Annotated in this window: 17 protein-coding genes; 14 read left to right on the top strand and 3 right to left on the bottom strand. The window is 66.7% G+C overall.

Annotated elements, in window-relative coordinates:
• Window positions 1–4: 4 nt before the first annotated feature.
• Genes ACFQDH_RS07945 through ACFQDH_RS07935 form a run of 3 tightly spaced genes read left to right on the top strand, consistent with a single transcriptional unit; the run spans window position 5 to window position 1480 of the window.
• Window positions 5–661, top strand: coding sequence for a phosphotransferase family protein (locus ACFQDH_RS07945; protein WP_382400131.1), 657 nt, complete (start codon window positions 5–7; stop codon window positions 659–661).
• 19 nt (window positions 662–680) lie between these two features.
• Entirely contained in the window at window positions 681–1226 is a 546-nt protein-coding gene (locus tag ACFQDH_RS07940) for a spermidine synthase (RefSeq protein ID WP_382400129.1), read from the top strand.
• Window positions 1223–1480 carry a hypothetical protein gene (locus ACFQDH_RS07935; RefSeq protein WP_382400127.1) on the top strand — a complete coding sequence of 86 codons (258 nt, stop codon included), beginning with the start codon at window positions 1223–1225 and terminating at the stop codon, window positions 1478–1480. The genes ACFQDH_RS07940 and ACFQDH_RS07935 overlap by 4 nt, the downstream gene beginning before the upstream one ends.
• Before the next feature lie 38 nt (window positions 1481–1518).
• Here the strand turns inward: ACFQDH_RS07935 and ACFQDH_RS07930 are convergent, their stop codons facing one another.
• Window positions 1519–2184 (bottom strand): response regulator, encoded by a 666-nt coding sequence (locus ACFQDH_RS07930; protein ID WP_382400125.1) that lies wholly within the window; start codon window positions 2182–2184, stop codon window positions 1519–1521.
• Window positions 2181–3791, bottom strand: a complete 1611-nt coding sequence (locus tag ACFQDH_RS07925; protein WP_382400123.1) for an ATP-binding protein — start codon at window positions 3789–3791, stop codon at window positions 2181–2183. The genes ACFQDH_RS07930 and ACFQDH_RS07925 overlap by 4 nt, the downstream gene beginning before the upstream one ends.
• A gap of 188 nt (window positions 3792–3979) precedes the next feature.
• Between ACFQDH_RS07925 and ACFQDH_RS07920 the strand changes: the two genes are divergently transcribed.
• The 5 genes from ACFQDH_RS07920 to ACFQDH_RS07900 all read left to right on the top strand — a co-directional run bounded on the left by ACFQDH_RS07920 (window position 3980) and on the right by ACFQDH_RS07900 (window position 8143).
• Window positions 3980–4783 (top strand): ABC transporter ATP-binding protein, encoded by an 804-nt coding sequence (locus ACFQDH_RS07920; RefSeq protein ID WP_382400121.1) that lies wholly within the window; start codon window positions 3980–3982, stop codon window positions 4781–4783.
• The gene (locus tag ACFQDH_RS07915; RefSeq protein ID WP_382400119.1) at window positions 4773–5669 is read left to right on the top strand and encodes an ABC transporter permease; all 897 of its coding nucleotides are present in this window, start codon (window positions 4773–4775) and stop codon (window positions 5667–5669) included. Before ACFQDH_RS07920 ends, ACFQDH_RS07915 begins: the two co-directional genes overlap by 11 nt.
• A 38-nt stretch (window positions 5670–5707) precedes the next feature.
• The gene (locus ACFQDH_RS07910; protein ID WP_382400117.1) at window positions 5708–6808 is read left to right on the top strand and encodes an ABC transporter substrate-binding protein; all 1101 of its coding nucleotides are present in this window, start codon (window positions 5708–5710) and stop codon (window positions 6806–6808) included.
• An 81-nt stretch (window positions 6809–6889) separates the two neighbouring features.
• Window positions 6890–7303 (top strand): aspartate 1-decarboxylase, encoded by a 414-nt coding sequence (panD, locus tag ACFQDH_RS07905; protein ID WP_382400115.1) that lies wholly within the window; start codon window positions 6890–6892, stop codon window positions 7301–7303.
• 3 nt (window positions 7304–7306) lie between these two features.
• Window positions 7307–8143 (top strand): Fpg/Nei family DNA glycosylase, encoded by an 837-nt coding sequence (locus tag ACFQDH_RS07900; protein ID WP_382400113.1) that lies wholly within the window; start codon window positions 7307–7309, stop codon window positions 8141–8143.
• A 34-nt stretch (window positions 8144–8177) separates the two neighbouring features.
• Here the strand turns inward: ACFQDH_RS07900 and ACFQDH_RS07895 are convergent, their stop codons facing one another.
• On the bottom strand, window positions 8178–9086 hold the full coding sequence (locus tag ACFQDH_RS07895) for a S41 family peptidase (RefSeq protein ID WP_382400111.1): 909 nt from the start codon (window positions 9084–9086) through the stop codon (window positions 8178–8180).
• 56 nt (window positions 9087–9142) lie between these two features.
• Here ACFQDH_RS07895 and ACFQDH_RS07890 point away from each other — a divergent pair, with 56 nt between their 5' ends.
• The 6 genes from ACFQDH_RS07890 (at window position 9143) to purL (ACFQDH_RS07865) (ending at window position 14794) form a co-directional block, all read left to right on the top strand.
• Entirely contained in the window at window positions 9143–9667 is a 525-nt protein-coding gene (locus tag ACFQDH_RS07890) for a helix-turn-helix domain-containing protein (RefSeq protein ID WP_382400109.1), read from the top strand.
• A complete protein-coding gene (locus tag ACFQDH_RS07885) occupies window positions 9664–10086 on the top strand; it encodes a PPOX class F420-dependent oxidoreductase (RefSeq protein WP_382400107.1) in 423 nt (140 codons plus the stop codon). Before ACFQDH_RS07890 ends, ACFQDH_RS07885 begins: the two co-directional genes overlap by 4 nt.
• 23 nt (window positions 10087–10109) lie before the next feature.
• Entirely contained in the window at window positions 10110–10259 is a 150-nt protein-coding gene (locus ACFQDH_RS07880) for a hypothetical protein (protein WP_382400105.1), read from the top strand.
• Entirely contained in the window at window positions 10259–10816 is a 558-nt protein-coding gene (locus tag ACFQDH_RS07875) for a TSUP family transporter (RefSeq protein WP_382400103.1), read from the top strand. The genes ACFQDH_RS07880 and ACFQDH_RS07875 overlap by 1 nt, the downstream gene beginning before the upstream one ends.
• A 79-nt stretch (window positions 10817–10895) precedes the next feature.
• Complete coding sequence (purL, locus tag ACFQDH_RS07870) at window positions 10896–12818, top strand: phosphoribosylformylglycinamidine synthase (protein ID WP_382400101.1); 1923 nt, start codon at window positions 10896–10898, stop codon at window positions 12816–12818.
• On the top strand, window positions 12737–14794 hold the full coding sequence (gene purL, locus ACFQDH_RS07865; RefSeq protein WP_382400099.1) for a phosphoribosylformylglycinamidine synthase: 2058 nt from the start codon (window positions 12737–12739) through the stop codon (window positions 14792–14794). Before purL (ACFQDH_RS07870) ends, purL (ACFQDH_RS07865) begins: the two co-directional genes overlap by 82 nt.
• Window positions 14795–14808 lie beyond the last annotated feature (14 nt).

Here is a 14808-nt window from a genome sequence, read left to right as displayed (position 1 = left end):
CGTCGTGAGGCACGGCTACACGAATCGGACCGACCGCCAGGGCAACTTCGTCCGAAAGGCGTATGCCGGGCCGGATGCCGAGCTACGGCAGACCACCGAACACCACGCGCTGGACGCACTCCGCGGTCAGTTTCCCGTGCCACTGGTCACCGCGACATGTGCGGGCTGGTTGGAGACGCGGTTCGTCGACGGTGTTCACGGGCAAGATCTGATCGATGCCGGCCACGCTCGATCGGTGCTGTCAGAGTGCGGTCGAGTACTGCGTCAGTTGCACGCGCTCGACCCGCGGCAACTCGATCTCGCAGTGACCGCTGGCGACGTTGTCCAGCACGGCGATTTCGGACCGAACAACCTACTGTTCGATGGCGATTCCGGCCACGTGGCTGCAGTCTTGGACTGGGAATTCAGCGGAGTCGGCGAGGCGATCATGGACATCGCATGGTGTGAGTGGATCGTCCGGATGCACCATCCCGCAGCAGTCGCCGAACTTTCGGCGTTCTTCGCTGCGTATGGCGCAAAACCGCCGTGGCGTCTCCGTCAGAACGCGATGGCTCGCAGATGTCGATGGCTGGAGGACTTCACGAACCGGTGGGACCCGAACGGCTCGGCTGTTGCTCTGTGGCAGCAGCGGACTCGGACGGTTGAGAGTTGGCACGAGTAGAACGACATACCCTGTCCCGGTGACCGACCAGCCGCACTTCGACTTCCAGGCCGACGACCGCGGCGGCGTGACGGTGCTGCGCGACGGGCACCCGCAGTCACACGTCGACCTGCACGACCCGGAGCTGCTGGTCTTCGAATACGTCGCTCAGCTCGCCATTGGCATCGATCTACTGCCGCCGGGTCCGGTCGGCATCAACCACATCGGCGGCGCCGGCCTCACCCTCGCGCGCTATGTGCAGCACACCCGCCCAGGTTCGCCGCAGATCGTCCTGGAGCCGGACACCGCCCTCACCGAAGCTGTTCGCCGCGAACTCCCGCTCCCCCGCAACCACCGCATCAGGATCCGCCCACAGGACGGGGCCACCGGGATCGCGGCGCTGCGGGACAGCTCGGCCGACGCCATCGTCCTCGATGCGTATGACGAGGGCCGTGTCCCGGCAAACCTGCTCTCCCCGAACGCGATCCAGCACTTCGCACGTGTGCTGCGCCCGGGGGCCTGGCGCTACTCAACCTCGCCGACGAATCGGATCGACGGCATCTTGCCCGCGAACTCGCAACGGTGACAGCGGTTTTCCCACACACGGTCGCCCTGGCACTGGCCGATGTCATGAAAGGCCGCCGCTTCGGCAACTACGTCGTGCTGGCGAGCGACCAACCGCTCGACATCGACGAGATCCGCCGCCGCGCCACGAGATTGGCGGCCACGACCACCGTCCGGCCGGCAAATGCCTTGAAGGGCACTGCTAAACCGTTCACCGACGAGGACGTCGTGGCGTCACCACTACCGCCCGACCTCGGCACCTGGCGCGCTCGCTAGAGCCACCACCCTTCGATACGCCCTCCGCAAGCTCCGGGCTACTCAGGACGCCATTCGTACTCGTGCTCCGGTCGCCCTGTGCCGCCATACCGCAACCGCATCACGGCGACGCCCTCCTCGACGAGCCCGGCGAGATACCGCTGTGCGGTGGCACGAGCGATGCCCAACTCGGTCCCCAGCGCGGCTGCCGACACCGGACCACCCGCCGCCTCGAGTGCGTCGCGCACCAACGATGCCGTCACCGGCGATTGGCCCTTGGGTGCCTGCGGCCGGTCGCCCTCACGCAATACCCGCATGGCGGTGTCGATCTGGTCCTGGTCCAACAGTCCGTCGCGCACCCGCCCGCGGTAGCGCTGCCACGCCCTCAGCCGCCGCACCAACTGGTCGGCATCGAACGGCTTCACGACGTAGTTGACCGCTCCGGCGGACAACGCGGCGCGCACCGACTCCGCAGAACCGTCTGCCGTGACCAGCATGACGTCGCACCCCGACCCGGCCAGCTGCGCGCAGACGTCGAGTCCGGACCCGTCGGGCAGATAGTTGTCGAGCAGCACCAGATCCGGGTGCAGTTCGGTGACCGCCCGCACGGCGTCGGCCGCGGTGTGCGCGACTCCCACGACTTCGAACCCCTCCACCGCCGAGGCGTATGACGCGTGGACCGACGCCACCCGGAAGTCGTCATCGACTACAAGGATCTTCGTCATCGATCTTCCTGAATTTTGTTGGGTCCCAACACATTCGGCAACACAGCGACGAAGACCGTCTCTGCGCCTTCGGCCCCTAGCGCGGTGAGCCGCAATTCACCACCCAGGCCCTCGGCCGTCGCACGTGCGATCGCCAGGCCCATCCCGCGCCCGTCACCACGTGAGCTGACACCGCCGACGAAGATCGACTCCGCGCGCTCGACAGCGACGCCGTCTCCGGTGTTTGCCACCGAGATCACCAGGTTCCGATCTTCTGACAACAGGTCCACCTCGACACGCGCCGGCCGGGTTGCGGAGCTGCGCGCCGCTTCGATCGCGTTGTCGACCAGGTTGCCCAGCACCGTGATCACTTCCACCGGCGCGACCAGTTTGCGTGGCACCCAACTCTGTTCGGACAGCATCAACGAGACACCGGACTCACCTGCGGCTGACTGCTTTCCGGCGAAGAACGCACGGATCGTGTTGGATCGCACGGCCGGGTTCTCGCTCACGTCCTTGTTGGTCGCGAATTTCACGCTGTCACTGAGGTATTCGATCGCGTCATCGACGTCCGAAGTGTGCAGCAAACCCATCACTGTGTGCATCCGGTTGGCGAATTCGTGGCGTTGCGCACGCAGCGCGCTCGTCATACTCCGCACTGCGGCTAGTTCGCTGGTCAGCTCCTCCAGCTCCGTGCGGTCCTGGACGGTGAGCACACCACCGAGGTCAGTGCCGTCCTCGAGAGCAACCGGGCGATGCTTGGCGACCAGCACTCGCCGGCCGGACACCGCGGTCACCGCACGTCCATCCTCGACCGGATGCTGCATCAAGCGCTGCAATTCGGGGGCCAACGCCAGGTCGTCCAGATCTGCACCGAGCTGAACTTCCTTACCCAGCAGGCGAATTGCCTCGGCATTGCACATGGTCACCCGCCGTTTGGTATCGACGGCGAGGACGCCTTCGCTGATCCCGTGCAACACCGCCTCGCGCTCCCGGACGAGGTCTGCGACGTCAGCGGGCTCCAGGCCGAGCGTCAGGCGCTTGAGCCGCCGCCCGAGCAAGGCGGTCAGCAACACGGCGATCAGCACCGCCGCGAGCGCCCAGGGCAGCACGATGAAGAGCACCCGCCACAGCGCGTCGCTGATGTCCGTCGCCGCGAATCCGACGCTCACCTCGCCGACGATCCGGCCCGCCGAGTCCCGCAGCGGCACCTTGCCCCGCGCCGAGAGCCCGAGGGTCCCGCGCTCGATCGACGTGTTCTCCTGGCCACCCAGCGCCTCACCGGGATCGGTGCTGACCATCTTGCCGATCTCGTCGGGGTTCGGGTGCGCGAGCCGCACGCCGCGATCGTTGGTGATGACGACGAAGAGTGCGTGGGTCGATCGCTCCTGCGCCGCCGCGGCGGACGCCACCTTCGGCTGATCGCTGCGCCCCACCAGGTCGCCCAGGCCGGGGTCGGCCGCGATGGTCCGGGCAACCGAGAGCGCCCGCTGTTCGTACTGATGCTGCAACGTCGCCCGTAGGAAGAAGCCGGCCACGAGGAGCGTCACGACGCCGAGGGCCGCCACGACGGCGACCTGCAGCATCATCATCTGGCGGGTGAAGGGCATCCGCCGGGATCGGGTCATGGCGGACAACGATAGAGCTTTCGGCTGCTTCCGCGTCCCGGATGCGAAACGTGCAAAACGCGCTCAGCGTGCGAAAACCGGGCAATGACCGCAAGGCAGACACCGCCGCTCTCCAGCCCCTAGCGTCCTGCGCCGTGCCCTCCTCGATGTGAGTGGGGTCACAACCTCCCGCAACAGAAAGGACGCGTATGTCGCACCTCGTCGAGCTGTCGCACGCGACCAAGCGCTTCGTGAAAGCCGGCGGCGGCATCCACGTCGCCGCCGCCGACATCACCATGACCGTGGACCCCGGCGAGTTCGTCGCCGTCGTCGGACCGACCGGTTGTGGCAAGTCCACCACCCTGTCGCTCGTCTCCGGCCTCGAGCCACCCTCGGGCGGCGCCGTGAGAGTGAATGGCGCTCCGGTGCAAGGGATTCCGGACGGCGTCGGCTACATGTTCCAGGCCGACGCGATGCTGCCCTGGCGCAACGTGCTCGCCAATGTGGCTGCCGGCCCGATATGGCGCGGTATGGCGAAGGCGGATGCCCACGCCAAGGCGATGGACTGGATCACCCGCGTCGGCCTGTCCGGCTTCGAGAAGTCCTACATGCACCAACTCTCCGGAGGCATGCGCAAGCGAGTCGCCCTGGCCCAGACCCTTGTCACTGAGCCGAAGATTCTGCTGATGGACGAGCCGTTCTCCGCGCTCGACGTGCAGACCCGCGCCCTCATGCAGAACGAGTTGCTGGACCTGTGGTCCGGCACCGGCACCGCCGTCATCTTCGTCACGCATGACCTTGAAGAGGCCATCGTCCTGGCCGACCGGGTGGTCGTCATGACCGCCAGCCCGGCACGCATCAAGGACGACTTCCGGATCAACCTGTCGCGGCCGCGCAATGTCGAGGAGCTGCGGCTCACCCCTGAATTCATCGAAACCTATTCCAAGATCTGGCAATCGCTGTCCTCCGAGGTCGCGACGGCTCGAGCCCAAGGAGCTTCCCGTGTCGCCTAAGACAATCGACGCACCGGGCACAGCGGACGCCGGTGCCGTGACCGGCGCAGCGCCCGCGCCCGTCGATCACGCAGTCGATCCGCGCATCCGCATCCGCAAGCACAAGGCGCTCGTCTACAGCCTGCGTGCCCTCGTCCTCGTCGCCGTGTTGGCCTTCTGGGAGATCGCGGTCAACCTGTGGTTCGACCCGTTCTTCTACTCCAAGCCGAGCCTGATCTGGAAGCAACTGGTCACCTGGTTCACCGACGGCACCGCACAGGGTCCGATCTGGGAGCAGATCTCGATCACCCTGCAGGAAGCAGTCATTGGGTTCCTGATCGGTGCGATCGCCGGTGTCCTGCTGGGCATCCTGCTCGGCCGGGCACGGCTGCTGGCCGAGGTGCTCGCGCCATACATCCAGGCGGCGAACGCCGTCCCCCGCATCGTGCTCGCGGCCCTCTTCATCATTTGGTTCGGCCTGGGTATGTCGTCCAAGATCGCGACCGCCACTGTGCTCGTGTTCTTTCCGGTCTTCTTCAACGCCTTCCAAGGCGCCCGTGAAGTCGACCGCAACCTGATCGACAGCTCCCGCATCCTCGGCGCCAGCCGATTGCAGGTGCTGCGGTCGATCGTGGTGCCGAGCGCAACGTCGTGGATCCTCGCGTCGCTGCACACGGCATTCGGCTTCGCACTGATCGGCGCGATCGTCGGTGAATACACCGGCGCGACCAAGGGCATCGGCCTGCTGATCAGCACAGCCCAGGCGTCGTTCAACTCCGCCGGCATCTACGCCGGCATGGTCATCAGCACCGTGCTCGCGCTTTTCGCCGAGCTCATCCTCGGCTATCTGGAACGCCGGCTGCTCAAGTGGCGACCGCCATCGCAGAGCGAAACCGTCGCCGTCTGATCCACCCTCACCATCCCCACTCAGAGTCAGGAAATCCATTGATACACAACAAACTTGCCGGTTTCGCCGCCATCGGTATGGCGGGGGCGCTCGCCCTCACCGGTTGCGCCACCAAGAAGGACACCCCGTCCGCAGGCGGCAGTGGCGGATCGGACGCCACCGTCAAGATCATGGTCGGCGGCATGAGCAAGGTCATCTACATGCCTGCGGCGCTCACCCAGCAGCTCGGCTACTTCAAGGACGAAGGTGTGAAGGTCCAGCTGATCGACACCCCGGCGGGCGTCACGGCGGAGACGTCGCTGATCGCCGGGAAAGCCGAGGGCGTCGTCGGCTTCTACGACCACACGATCGACATGCAGGCCAAGGGCAAGTGCCTGGAGAGCGTCGTGCAGTTCGCGAACGTGCCCGGCGAGGTCGAGATGGTGTCCAAGAAGCAGGCCGGCACGATCACGTCCGCGAAGGACCTGAAGGGCAAGAAGCTCGGTGTCACCAGCCAAGGCAGTTCGACCGACTTCCTCACCCAGTACTTCACCGGCAAGGCCGGCATCTCCACCAGCCAGTACACGACCGTGAAGGCCGGCGCTGACGCCACGTTCATCGCCTCGATGACATCCGGCGGCATCGATGCGGGTATGACGACAGACCCGACCGTGGCCCGGTTGACCAAGACCGGCGAGGGCAAGGTGCTGTTCGATATGCGCACCGAGGCCGGTACCAAGGCGGCACTCGGCGGGCTCTACCCGGCCAGCTCGCTCTACATGTCGTGCGACTATGTCAAGAAGAACCCGCAACAGGTGCAGAAGGTCGCCAACGCGTTCGTCAAGACGCTGAAATGGATCAATAACCATAGCGCTCAGCAGATTTCCGACAAGATGCCCAGCGACTACAAGGGCAGCGACCCCGCGCTCTACGTGCAGGCGCTCAAGGGCTCCAAGGGGATCTTCAACACGACCGGCCTGATGGACGCGGCGGGCGCCAAGAACGCCCTGAACGTGCTCGGTTCCTTCTCCCCGCGGTCAAGCCGAAGAAGGACCAGATCGACATCAGCAAGACCTACACCACCGAGTTCGCGAAAAAGGCAGGCGCCTCCTGATCGAGAGGAGCACCAACCGACCGAGAGGATGGCCAAATCGCCGTGATTTGGCCATCCTCTCGGTCGTTTTCTACTCCTCTCGGTGCAGAGGGTTGGTGCATCAGGACACGCCGGTACCCTCGTCCCCATGCTCCGGACGATGATGAAGTCCAAGATCCACCGCGCGACGGTGACCCAGGCCGACCTCGACTACGTCGGCTCGATCACGATCGACGCGGACTTGATGCGCGCTGCGGACTTGCTCGAGGGCGAAAAGGTCGACGTCGTCGACGTGACCAACGGCAACCGCCTTTCGACATACGCCATCACCGGCGAGGCCGGCAGCGGGATCATCGGCATCAACGGCGCAGCAGCACACCTGGTCAAGCCCGACGACCTGGTGATCATCATCGGCTACGGCCAGGTCGAGGACGCCGAGGCACGCGATTTCAAGGGTGCGGTCGTCTTCGTCGACGCCGCCAACCGCCAGGTGTCCATCGGTGACGACCCCGGCTTCGCACCGGCCGGCAGCGGCCTGAAGTCCGCGCGCGCCGCGTCCTGACGTATGCCGGAAGGACATGTCACTCACCGCATCAGCGGTGAGCTGAACCGCGAATTCGGGCAGCACGAGGTCCGATCCACCTCTCCTCAGGGCAAATTCGTCGGTGCCGAGTTGCTCGACGGGCGCGTGTTCGACACCGCACAGGCCTTCGGCAAGCACATGTATCTGGCGTTCGAGGATGTCCCCGAGCAGGTACACATCCACCTCGGCCTGATCGGCAAGTTCTTCTTCTTCCCAGAAGCCAACCCGGCGACCGAGAACGCCCGTTGGAGGCTCACCGCATTCGCACCGGACGTGACGATGGAGTTGCGCGGGCCCAACGTGTGCGAACTCAGCTCACCCGAACAGATCGCCGCGACCGTCGCCAAGCTCGGCCCCGACCCACTGCGCCAGGACGCCGACCCCGACGTCGCTCGCGCTCGAATCCGCAGGTCCAGCAGCCCGATCGGCGTGCTGATGATGGATCAAAAGATCTTCGCCGGCGTAGGCAACATCTACCGCGCCGAAACCCTCTACCGGCATCACGTCGACCCGTTCATGCCCGGGAAGTTCCTCCGCGGAGCCGAATTCGACGCCCTGTGGGACGACCTCGTCGAGCTCATGCCGCTCGGGGTCCGAGACGGGCGCATCGACACCGTCTACCCCGAGCACACTCCTGAGGCAATGGGCCGTGACCCGCGCGTCGACAAGCATGGCGGCGAGGTCTACGTCTACCGCCGCGCCGAGCAGGCATGCCTCGTGTGCGGCACACCGGTCAGCACCAAGGTCCTCGCCGGACGAAACCTGTTCTGGTGCAAGACCTGTCAGCCACGTTCCCGCCGGCGCACGGTCCGGGACTAGCCAACACAAGGTGGTCGAGTAGGCCGAGGTCGTCCTACAAGCTGGTTGAGTAGCCGTGAGGTACGAGCGGCGTATCGAAACCAAGCGCCCGCTCGAGCGCCTCGTCCGCCGCAACCGGCACGTCCGGCACGACACCGATCCCCTCCCAGTTGGTGCCCGTTACGGCGTTCACCGATCGGGCAACAGGCACCGTCACCTCCAGCACATCGGACAGCCGGAAGATCTCCACCGGATGCGCTCCGCCACCAGTGGTCTCGCCGAAAACCGTTGCCCGCTGTGTGGATTGAAGGTTGTAGGCCAACTCCTCACACCCGGAGAACGTCTTACTGCTGGTCAGCACGGCGACCTCTACTTCATCGGGCAACCGGTCGTGCTGCGGCATCGTCCAGAACTGCTGCGCGCTCCCGTCACGAGTGACGATGTCCTGCAGGTGCACCGACTCCTCGCCGAGTAGGAAGCCGCACAGGTAGGCGACCGTCTCGGGCGTCCCGCCGCGCCCGGCTCGCAGGTCGATCACCAGCCGCTCGACACCCGATAGCAGGGCGAATGCCGCATCGACATACGGCTGGGCCATCGGCATCGGCGACAGGTATGGCGCCACGACCAGCAGCCCGGTGGTCTTGTCGAGGCGTGAAACTGATTGCATGCCAGCGGCATTCGTCACCGCTTCGGCGGCGTAGAACTCCCGGCAAGCCTCACTGTCGAAGCCGTCCATCGCGCCGGCCGCCCGATGACGCACACGCAGGTGGCCGTCCCGGCTCAGGTTGTACAAAGCAGCGGTCGCAGCCGCCGCGAAGTCCGCGGGTCGCTCGGTCGGCGACGGCAGGTCGTCCGCCGCGAACTTGTCGGCGATGTCCATCCCATGGTCGGGAAAGACGTAGCCGTCGCGTACTTGGCGACGCAGGTCGTCGATCAGTTGCTGATCTCGTTCGGTGATGTGCATGTCTGCACCTTCTCCCTGCCATTGACAAAGCGACAAGACTTCTTAACGCTTGACGTATGCCGATCGCCGAGCAGCTGCTTGCCGACACCCCCGCCCAGCTGCGCGCTCTGTCCCACCCGCTGCGGCACCGCCTGCTGCGCGCGCTGCCGGTCGAGGGCGCGACGATCAGCCAGCTGTCCCGCTTGGCGAAGACCAACAAGGGCAACGTTTCTCATCATCTCCACGTCCTGCTGGAAGCCGGCCTGGTGATCCGCGGCCACACCCGGACCGTACGCGGCGGGACCGAGCAATACTGGCTTCCGGTGGCGCGGCGACTGCAGTTCCCGACCGGGGGCGGCGAGACCACCGACGCGATGCTGCAGGCCATCGCCGAGGAGATTCCGCGGGACGAGGACCACCTCTTCAACAATCGGCGGATCAGCATGACGGCGGACCAGGCCAGGCACCTCTCCGAACACCTGGACCAGCTCGTGAACGAACTGCCGGACGGACAGCCCGGTCTGCCCAGCTACAGCGTCATCGTCAGCGTCTACCGACGCGACCTCAGACCCGCACCCACCCGTACCAAGGAGCACTCATGACCGACGACGTACTGCGTGAACTCATCAGCGACAGCCACCTGGCAACCCTCGCCACCATCCGACGCGACGGCCGGCCGCAATTGTCCAACGTCAGCTACACCTACGACCGTGAACGCGACCTGATGCGAGTGTCCGTCACCGACGGGCGCGCGAAAACCGCCAATCTGCGCCGTGATTCGCGCGCCACCGTCCTCGTCAATGCCAAGGACGGCTGGTCGTATGCCGCCGCCGATGTGACCGCGACCGTCCTGCCGGTCGCCGCCGCACCGGACGACGACAGCGTCGAGGAACTCATCTCGATCTACCGTGCCATCGGCGGCGAGCACCCCGACTGGGACGACTACCGCCGGGCAATGGTCGAGGACCACCGACTCCCGCTACACCTGCACGTCGACCGAGTCTACGGCCTGGTCCGCTGAGCCGCGCCACACCTCTGAACCCGTTGACTCTCACCGCTCTCGCCATACTCTCAGCGACCGTGCTCGCCGCCGGGTTCGTCCAGGGACTGACCGGAATCGGCTTCGCGCTGATCGTCGCTCCGGTCGCCGGTCTGGTCGACGCCTCGATGCTCCCCTCGCCCTACTGGTGCTGATGCTCCCGCTCAACGCGTTCGTCGTATGGCGAGAACGGTCGGCCATCGACTGGCACGGCGTTCGCTGGGTAGCCGTCACACGGGTCGCAGCGACCCCACTCGGTCTGCTCGTGTTGACCGCTGTCCCGGCGAACCGTCTCGGGCTGCTGATCGGGGCGGCCACCGTGCTTGCTGCGATCGTCAGCCTCGTCGCTCCCGACTTCCATCCCTCTCGCGGTGCCTTCCTCGGAGCGGGTGCAGCGACGGCGGTCAGCGAGACCGCGACCGGCGTCGGCGGCCCGCCGTTGGCGCTGGTTTACCAGCACTCTCCTGCCCCGGAGCTTCGGTCGACCGTCGCCGCGTCCTTCCTGCTCGGTGAGGTCGTCTCGATCGCCGTGCTGCTGGTCCGCGGGATCGGCGACGCGGGCGCCGTGCGCGACGCCGCCTGGCTACTGCCCGCGCTGGTCGTCGGCCTGCTGCTCAGCTCGCGGCTACACGAACGCCTCGACAGCAAACGATTGCGCTTCCTGGTGCTGGTGTTCGCGCTGGTGTCGGGTGTCGTCCTCATGGTGTCCTGACCACGTCGTCGGAAGCCCACCGCCCGGTCGATACCCTTGACCCGTCACACTCAGCCTCGCCGAGGAGCCTTCACAACCCATGACGTCGACCCACGGCCAGGTGCTGACCACCTTCGACGGAGGCGCGGCACTCTCGCCGTTCCGCGCGGCCGCACTTCTCACCCGCCTGCAGGCAGTCGCGCCGTCGGTTTCCGCCGTCAGTGCCCGCTTCGTGCACTTCGTCGCCACCGACACCGCGCTCGACGAGCAGACCGAGCAACGCGTGCACGACCTGCTCACCTATGGCCCTGCGAACGAACCGCTCGCCGACGCCACCGAGACCTTCGTCGTCAGCCCGCGCCTGGGCACCCTCTCGCCCTGGGCCTCCAAGGCCACCGACATCGCGCACAGCTGCGAATTGGAGATCCACCGGGTCGAGCGCGTGACCGAATTCGCACTGCGCGCGGGCGACCTCAGCGACGACGAACGCTCCGCCCTGGTCGATGCACTGCACGACCGGATGACGCAAAGCGTCCTGCCATCCCGCCAGGCAGCCGCAGCGCTCTTCGACGAGCCCGACACCGAGCCGATGCAGCGGATCGACGTCCTGGGCGGCGGGCGGGCCGCGCTCGAGCAGGCGAACACCGAGCTCGGGCTCGCCCTCTCCGACGACGAGATCGACTACCTGGTCAAGTCCTTCAACGGCTTGGCGCGCAACCCCTCCGACGTAGAGCTGATGATGTTCGCGCAGGCCAACTCCGAGCACTGCCGGCACAAGATCTTCAACGCCGACTACATTCTCGACGGCGAGCCGCAGTCCACCTCGCTCTTCGGAATGATCCGCCATACCGAGAAGGTTTCCGGCGCCGGCACGATCGTCGCTTACAAGGACAACGCCTCTGTCATGCAGGGTGGCCGCATCACCCGCTGGCTGCCGGAGTCCCCTGATGCCCCCAGCGCGTATGTCGAACGCCCCGACGACGTGCACGTGCTGATGAAGGTCGAGACGCACAACCACCCGACAGCCATCTCGCCCTTCGCGGGCGCGGCGACCGGCGCCGGCGGCGAGATCCGCGACGAAGGCGCCACCGGTCGCGGCTCAGCGCCGAAGGCCGGCCTCACCGGTTTCGTCGTGTCCAACCTGCACCTGCCGGGCACCGACGAGCCCTGGGAGCGCGAGTCGTATGGCGCCCCCGACCATCTCGCAACCCCGCTGGACATCATGATCGACGGCCCGATCGGTGCGGCGGCCTTCAACAACGAGTTCGGCCGGCCCGGCCTCGGCGGCTTCTTCCGGGTCTACGAGCAGACCGTCGACGGGGTGCGCCGCGGCTACCACAAGCCGATCATGAGCGCCGGTGGCCTGGGCGCGATCAGCGCCGACCAGACCGAAAAGGTCCTGTTCCCAGCAGGATCCCTGCTCGTGCAGATCGGCGGCCCCGGCATGCGGATCGGCATGGGCGGCGGAGCAGCATCCTCGATGGCGTCCGGCGACAACGCGGCCGAGCTCGACTTCAACTCCGTCCAGCGAGGCAACCCCGAGATCGAGCGACGCGCCCAGGAAGTGATCAACCACTGCTGGTCACTCGGCGATGCCAACCCGATCCTCGCCATCCACGACGTCGGTGCGGGTGGCCTGTCCAACGCCTTCCCCGAACTGGTCGATGATGCCGGACTCGGCGCGCGCTTCGACCTCGGGTCCGTCCCGCTGGAGGAGAAGGGTCTCTCCCCCAAAGAGATCTGGTGCAACGAGTCGCAGGAGCGCTATGTCCTTGCGATTGCACCGGATTCGCTCGAGCTGGTCACCGAGCTCGCTGCCCGTGAACGCTGCCCGATCGCCGTCGTCGGCACTGCCTCGGATGACGGGCAGTTGGTCGTAGAAAGCGGGGGAGCGAAGCGGAGGACGCCGCGTATCGAGACCCGGCCCCCATCGACATACCGATGGAGGTGCTGCTCGGCAAGCCGCCGCGGATGGTGCGCGACGCGACCCGCATCGCACGCTCGACGCCCGAACTCGACCTGACTTCGACAGACCTGCGGGACCTCGCGTATGCCGTGCTGCGCCACCCCACGGTCGCCAGCAAGCGCTTCCTGATCACGATCGCCGACCGCACCGTCGGCGGGCTGACCCACCGCGACCAGATGGTCGGCCCGTGGCAGGTGCCAGTGGCCGATGTGGCCGTAACCCTTTCGGACCTGGTCGGATTCACCGGGCAGGCCATGTCCTCCGGCGAGCGCACTCCGATCGCATCGGTGGACGGACCCGCCTCCGGTCGAATGGCCGTCGGCGAAGCCATCACCAACCTCATCGCGGCACCGGTGACCGCGCTCGACGGCGTGAAGCTGTCCTGCAACTGGATGGCGGCCTGTGGTCGCGATGGTGAGGACGCCGCTCTCTTCGACACCGTTCACGCTGTGGCCATGGAGCTGTGCCCGGCCCTCGGCATCAGCGTCCCGGTCGGCAAGGACTCACTGTCGATGAGCACCCGCTGGACCGACGGCGCGGACGCACGGGAAGTGCGGTCGCCCGTCTCACTCGTCGTGACCGCCTTCGCCTCCCTTCCGGATGTCCGTGGCACGCAGACTCCCCAGCTCCACCCCGGTGCCGGCACCGAGTTGCTACTCGTCGACCTCGGCGCCGGCAACACCCGCCTCGGCGGCTCGATCGCCGCCCAAGTGCAGGACGAATACGGTGGTACCCCAGCGGATCTCGTCGATCCCGCACACCTGCTCGGCCTGGTCGACCTACTTGCTCGACTGCGCCAGAACGACCTTGTCAGCGCCTACCACGATCGCTCGGACGGCGGCCTCTGGGCAACGATCACCGAGATGGCGATCGCCGGCGGCTGCGGCGTCAGCGTCGACGTCCCCTCGGTCCCCGCGCTCTTCGCCGAGGAGCTCGGCGCTATCCTGGAGGTGCCCACCGGACGGCGTGCGGAGGTCGAGGCCGCATTACGCGACAGTGGCCTGGCCGAGCTCGCACACTTCATCGGTCACCCCACCGTCGCGCCGAACGTCGAGGTCACCATCGACGGAGCGCCGGCGCTGAGCGAGCCGACCGTCGCGCTCGCTCAAGCGTGGGACGAGGTCTCGTGGCGGATCAGTGCACTGCGCGACAACCCGGCATGCGCCGAGCAGGAGCACGCGGAGGTCGGCACCGAGCGTGGCGGTCTCGTCGTGAGGCCGTCCTTCGACCCCACGGACGACATCGCTGCGCCATACCTGAATGTCGGTGCGAAGCCACGCGTCGCGATCCTGCGCGAGCAGGGCGTCAACTCGCACGTCGAGACCGCATTCGCCTTCCACCGTGCGGGATTCGAAGCCATCGACGTCCACATGACCGACTTGCAGGCCGGCCGGCACGACCTGACCGACGTCGCCGGTCTGGTCGCATGCGGCGGCTTCTCGTATGGCGACACCCTCGGCGCCGGTGAAGGCTGGGCCAGGTCGGTGCTCTTCAACGATGGCCTGCGCGAGACCTTCGCGGCGTTCTTCGGCCGACCGGACACCTTCGGCCTCGGCATCTGCAACGGCTGCCAGATGTTCGCCGCGCTCGCCGATCTCATTCCCGGTGCACACGCCTGGCCGCGCTTCACCCGGAACCTGTCCGAGCAGTACGAAGCTCGACTCGGCCAGGTCGAAGTGCTCGACTCACCGTCCATCTTCTTCTCCGGTATGGCGGGCAGCCGCCTCCCGATCGCGGTCGCACACGGCGAGGGCCGCGCGGACTTCTCGGTGCGCGGCGATCTCGAAACCGTTGAGCGGGCAATGCGATTCGTCGATTCGACGGGTGCACCGGCGACGACATACCCAGTCAACCCGAACGGCTCACCCGACGGCTTGACCGCGGTCACGACGCCGGACGGCCGGTTCACCGCGATGATGCCGCACCCCGAGCGGGTGCAGCGCAACATCCAGCTGTCGTGGACCGACGCCCCGGCGGCCGACCCGAGCCCGTGGCTGCGGATGTTCCGCAACGCCCGCGTCCACGTGAGCTGACCGAGAGGAGCACC

It is taken from the genome of Flexivirga alba (assembly GCF_042661025.1).
Taxonomy (GTDB): domain Bacteria; phylum Actinomycetota; class Actinomycetes; order Actinomycetales; family Dermatophilaceae; genus Flexivirga; species Flexivirga alba.
This window is presented reverse-complemented; position numbering and strand designations above follow the sequence as displayed.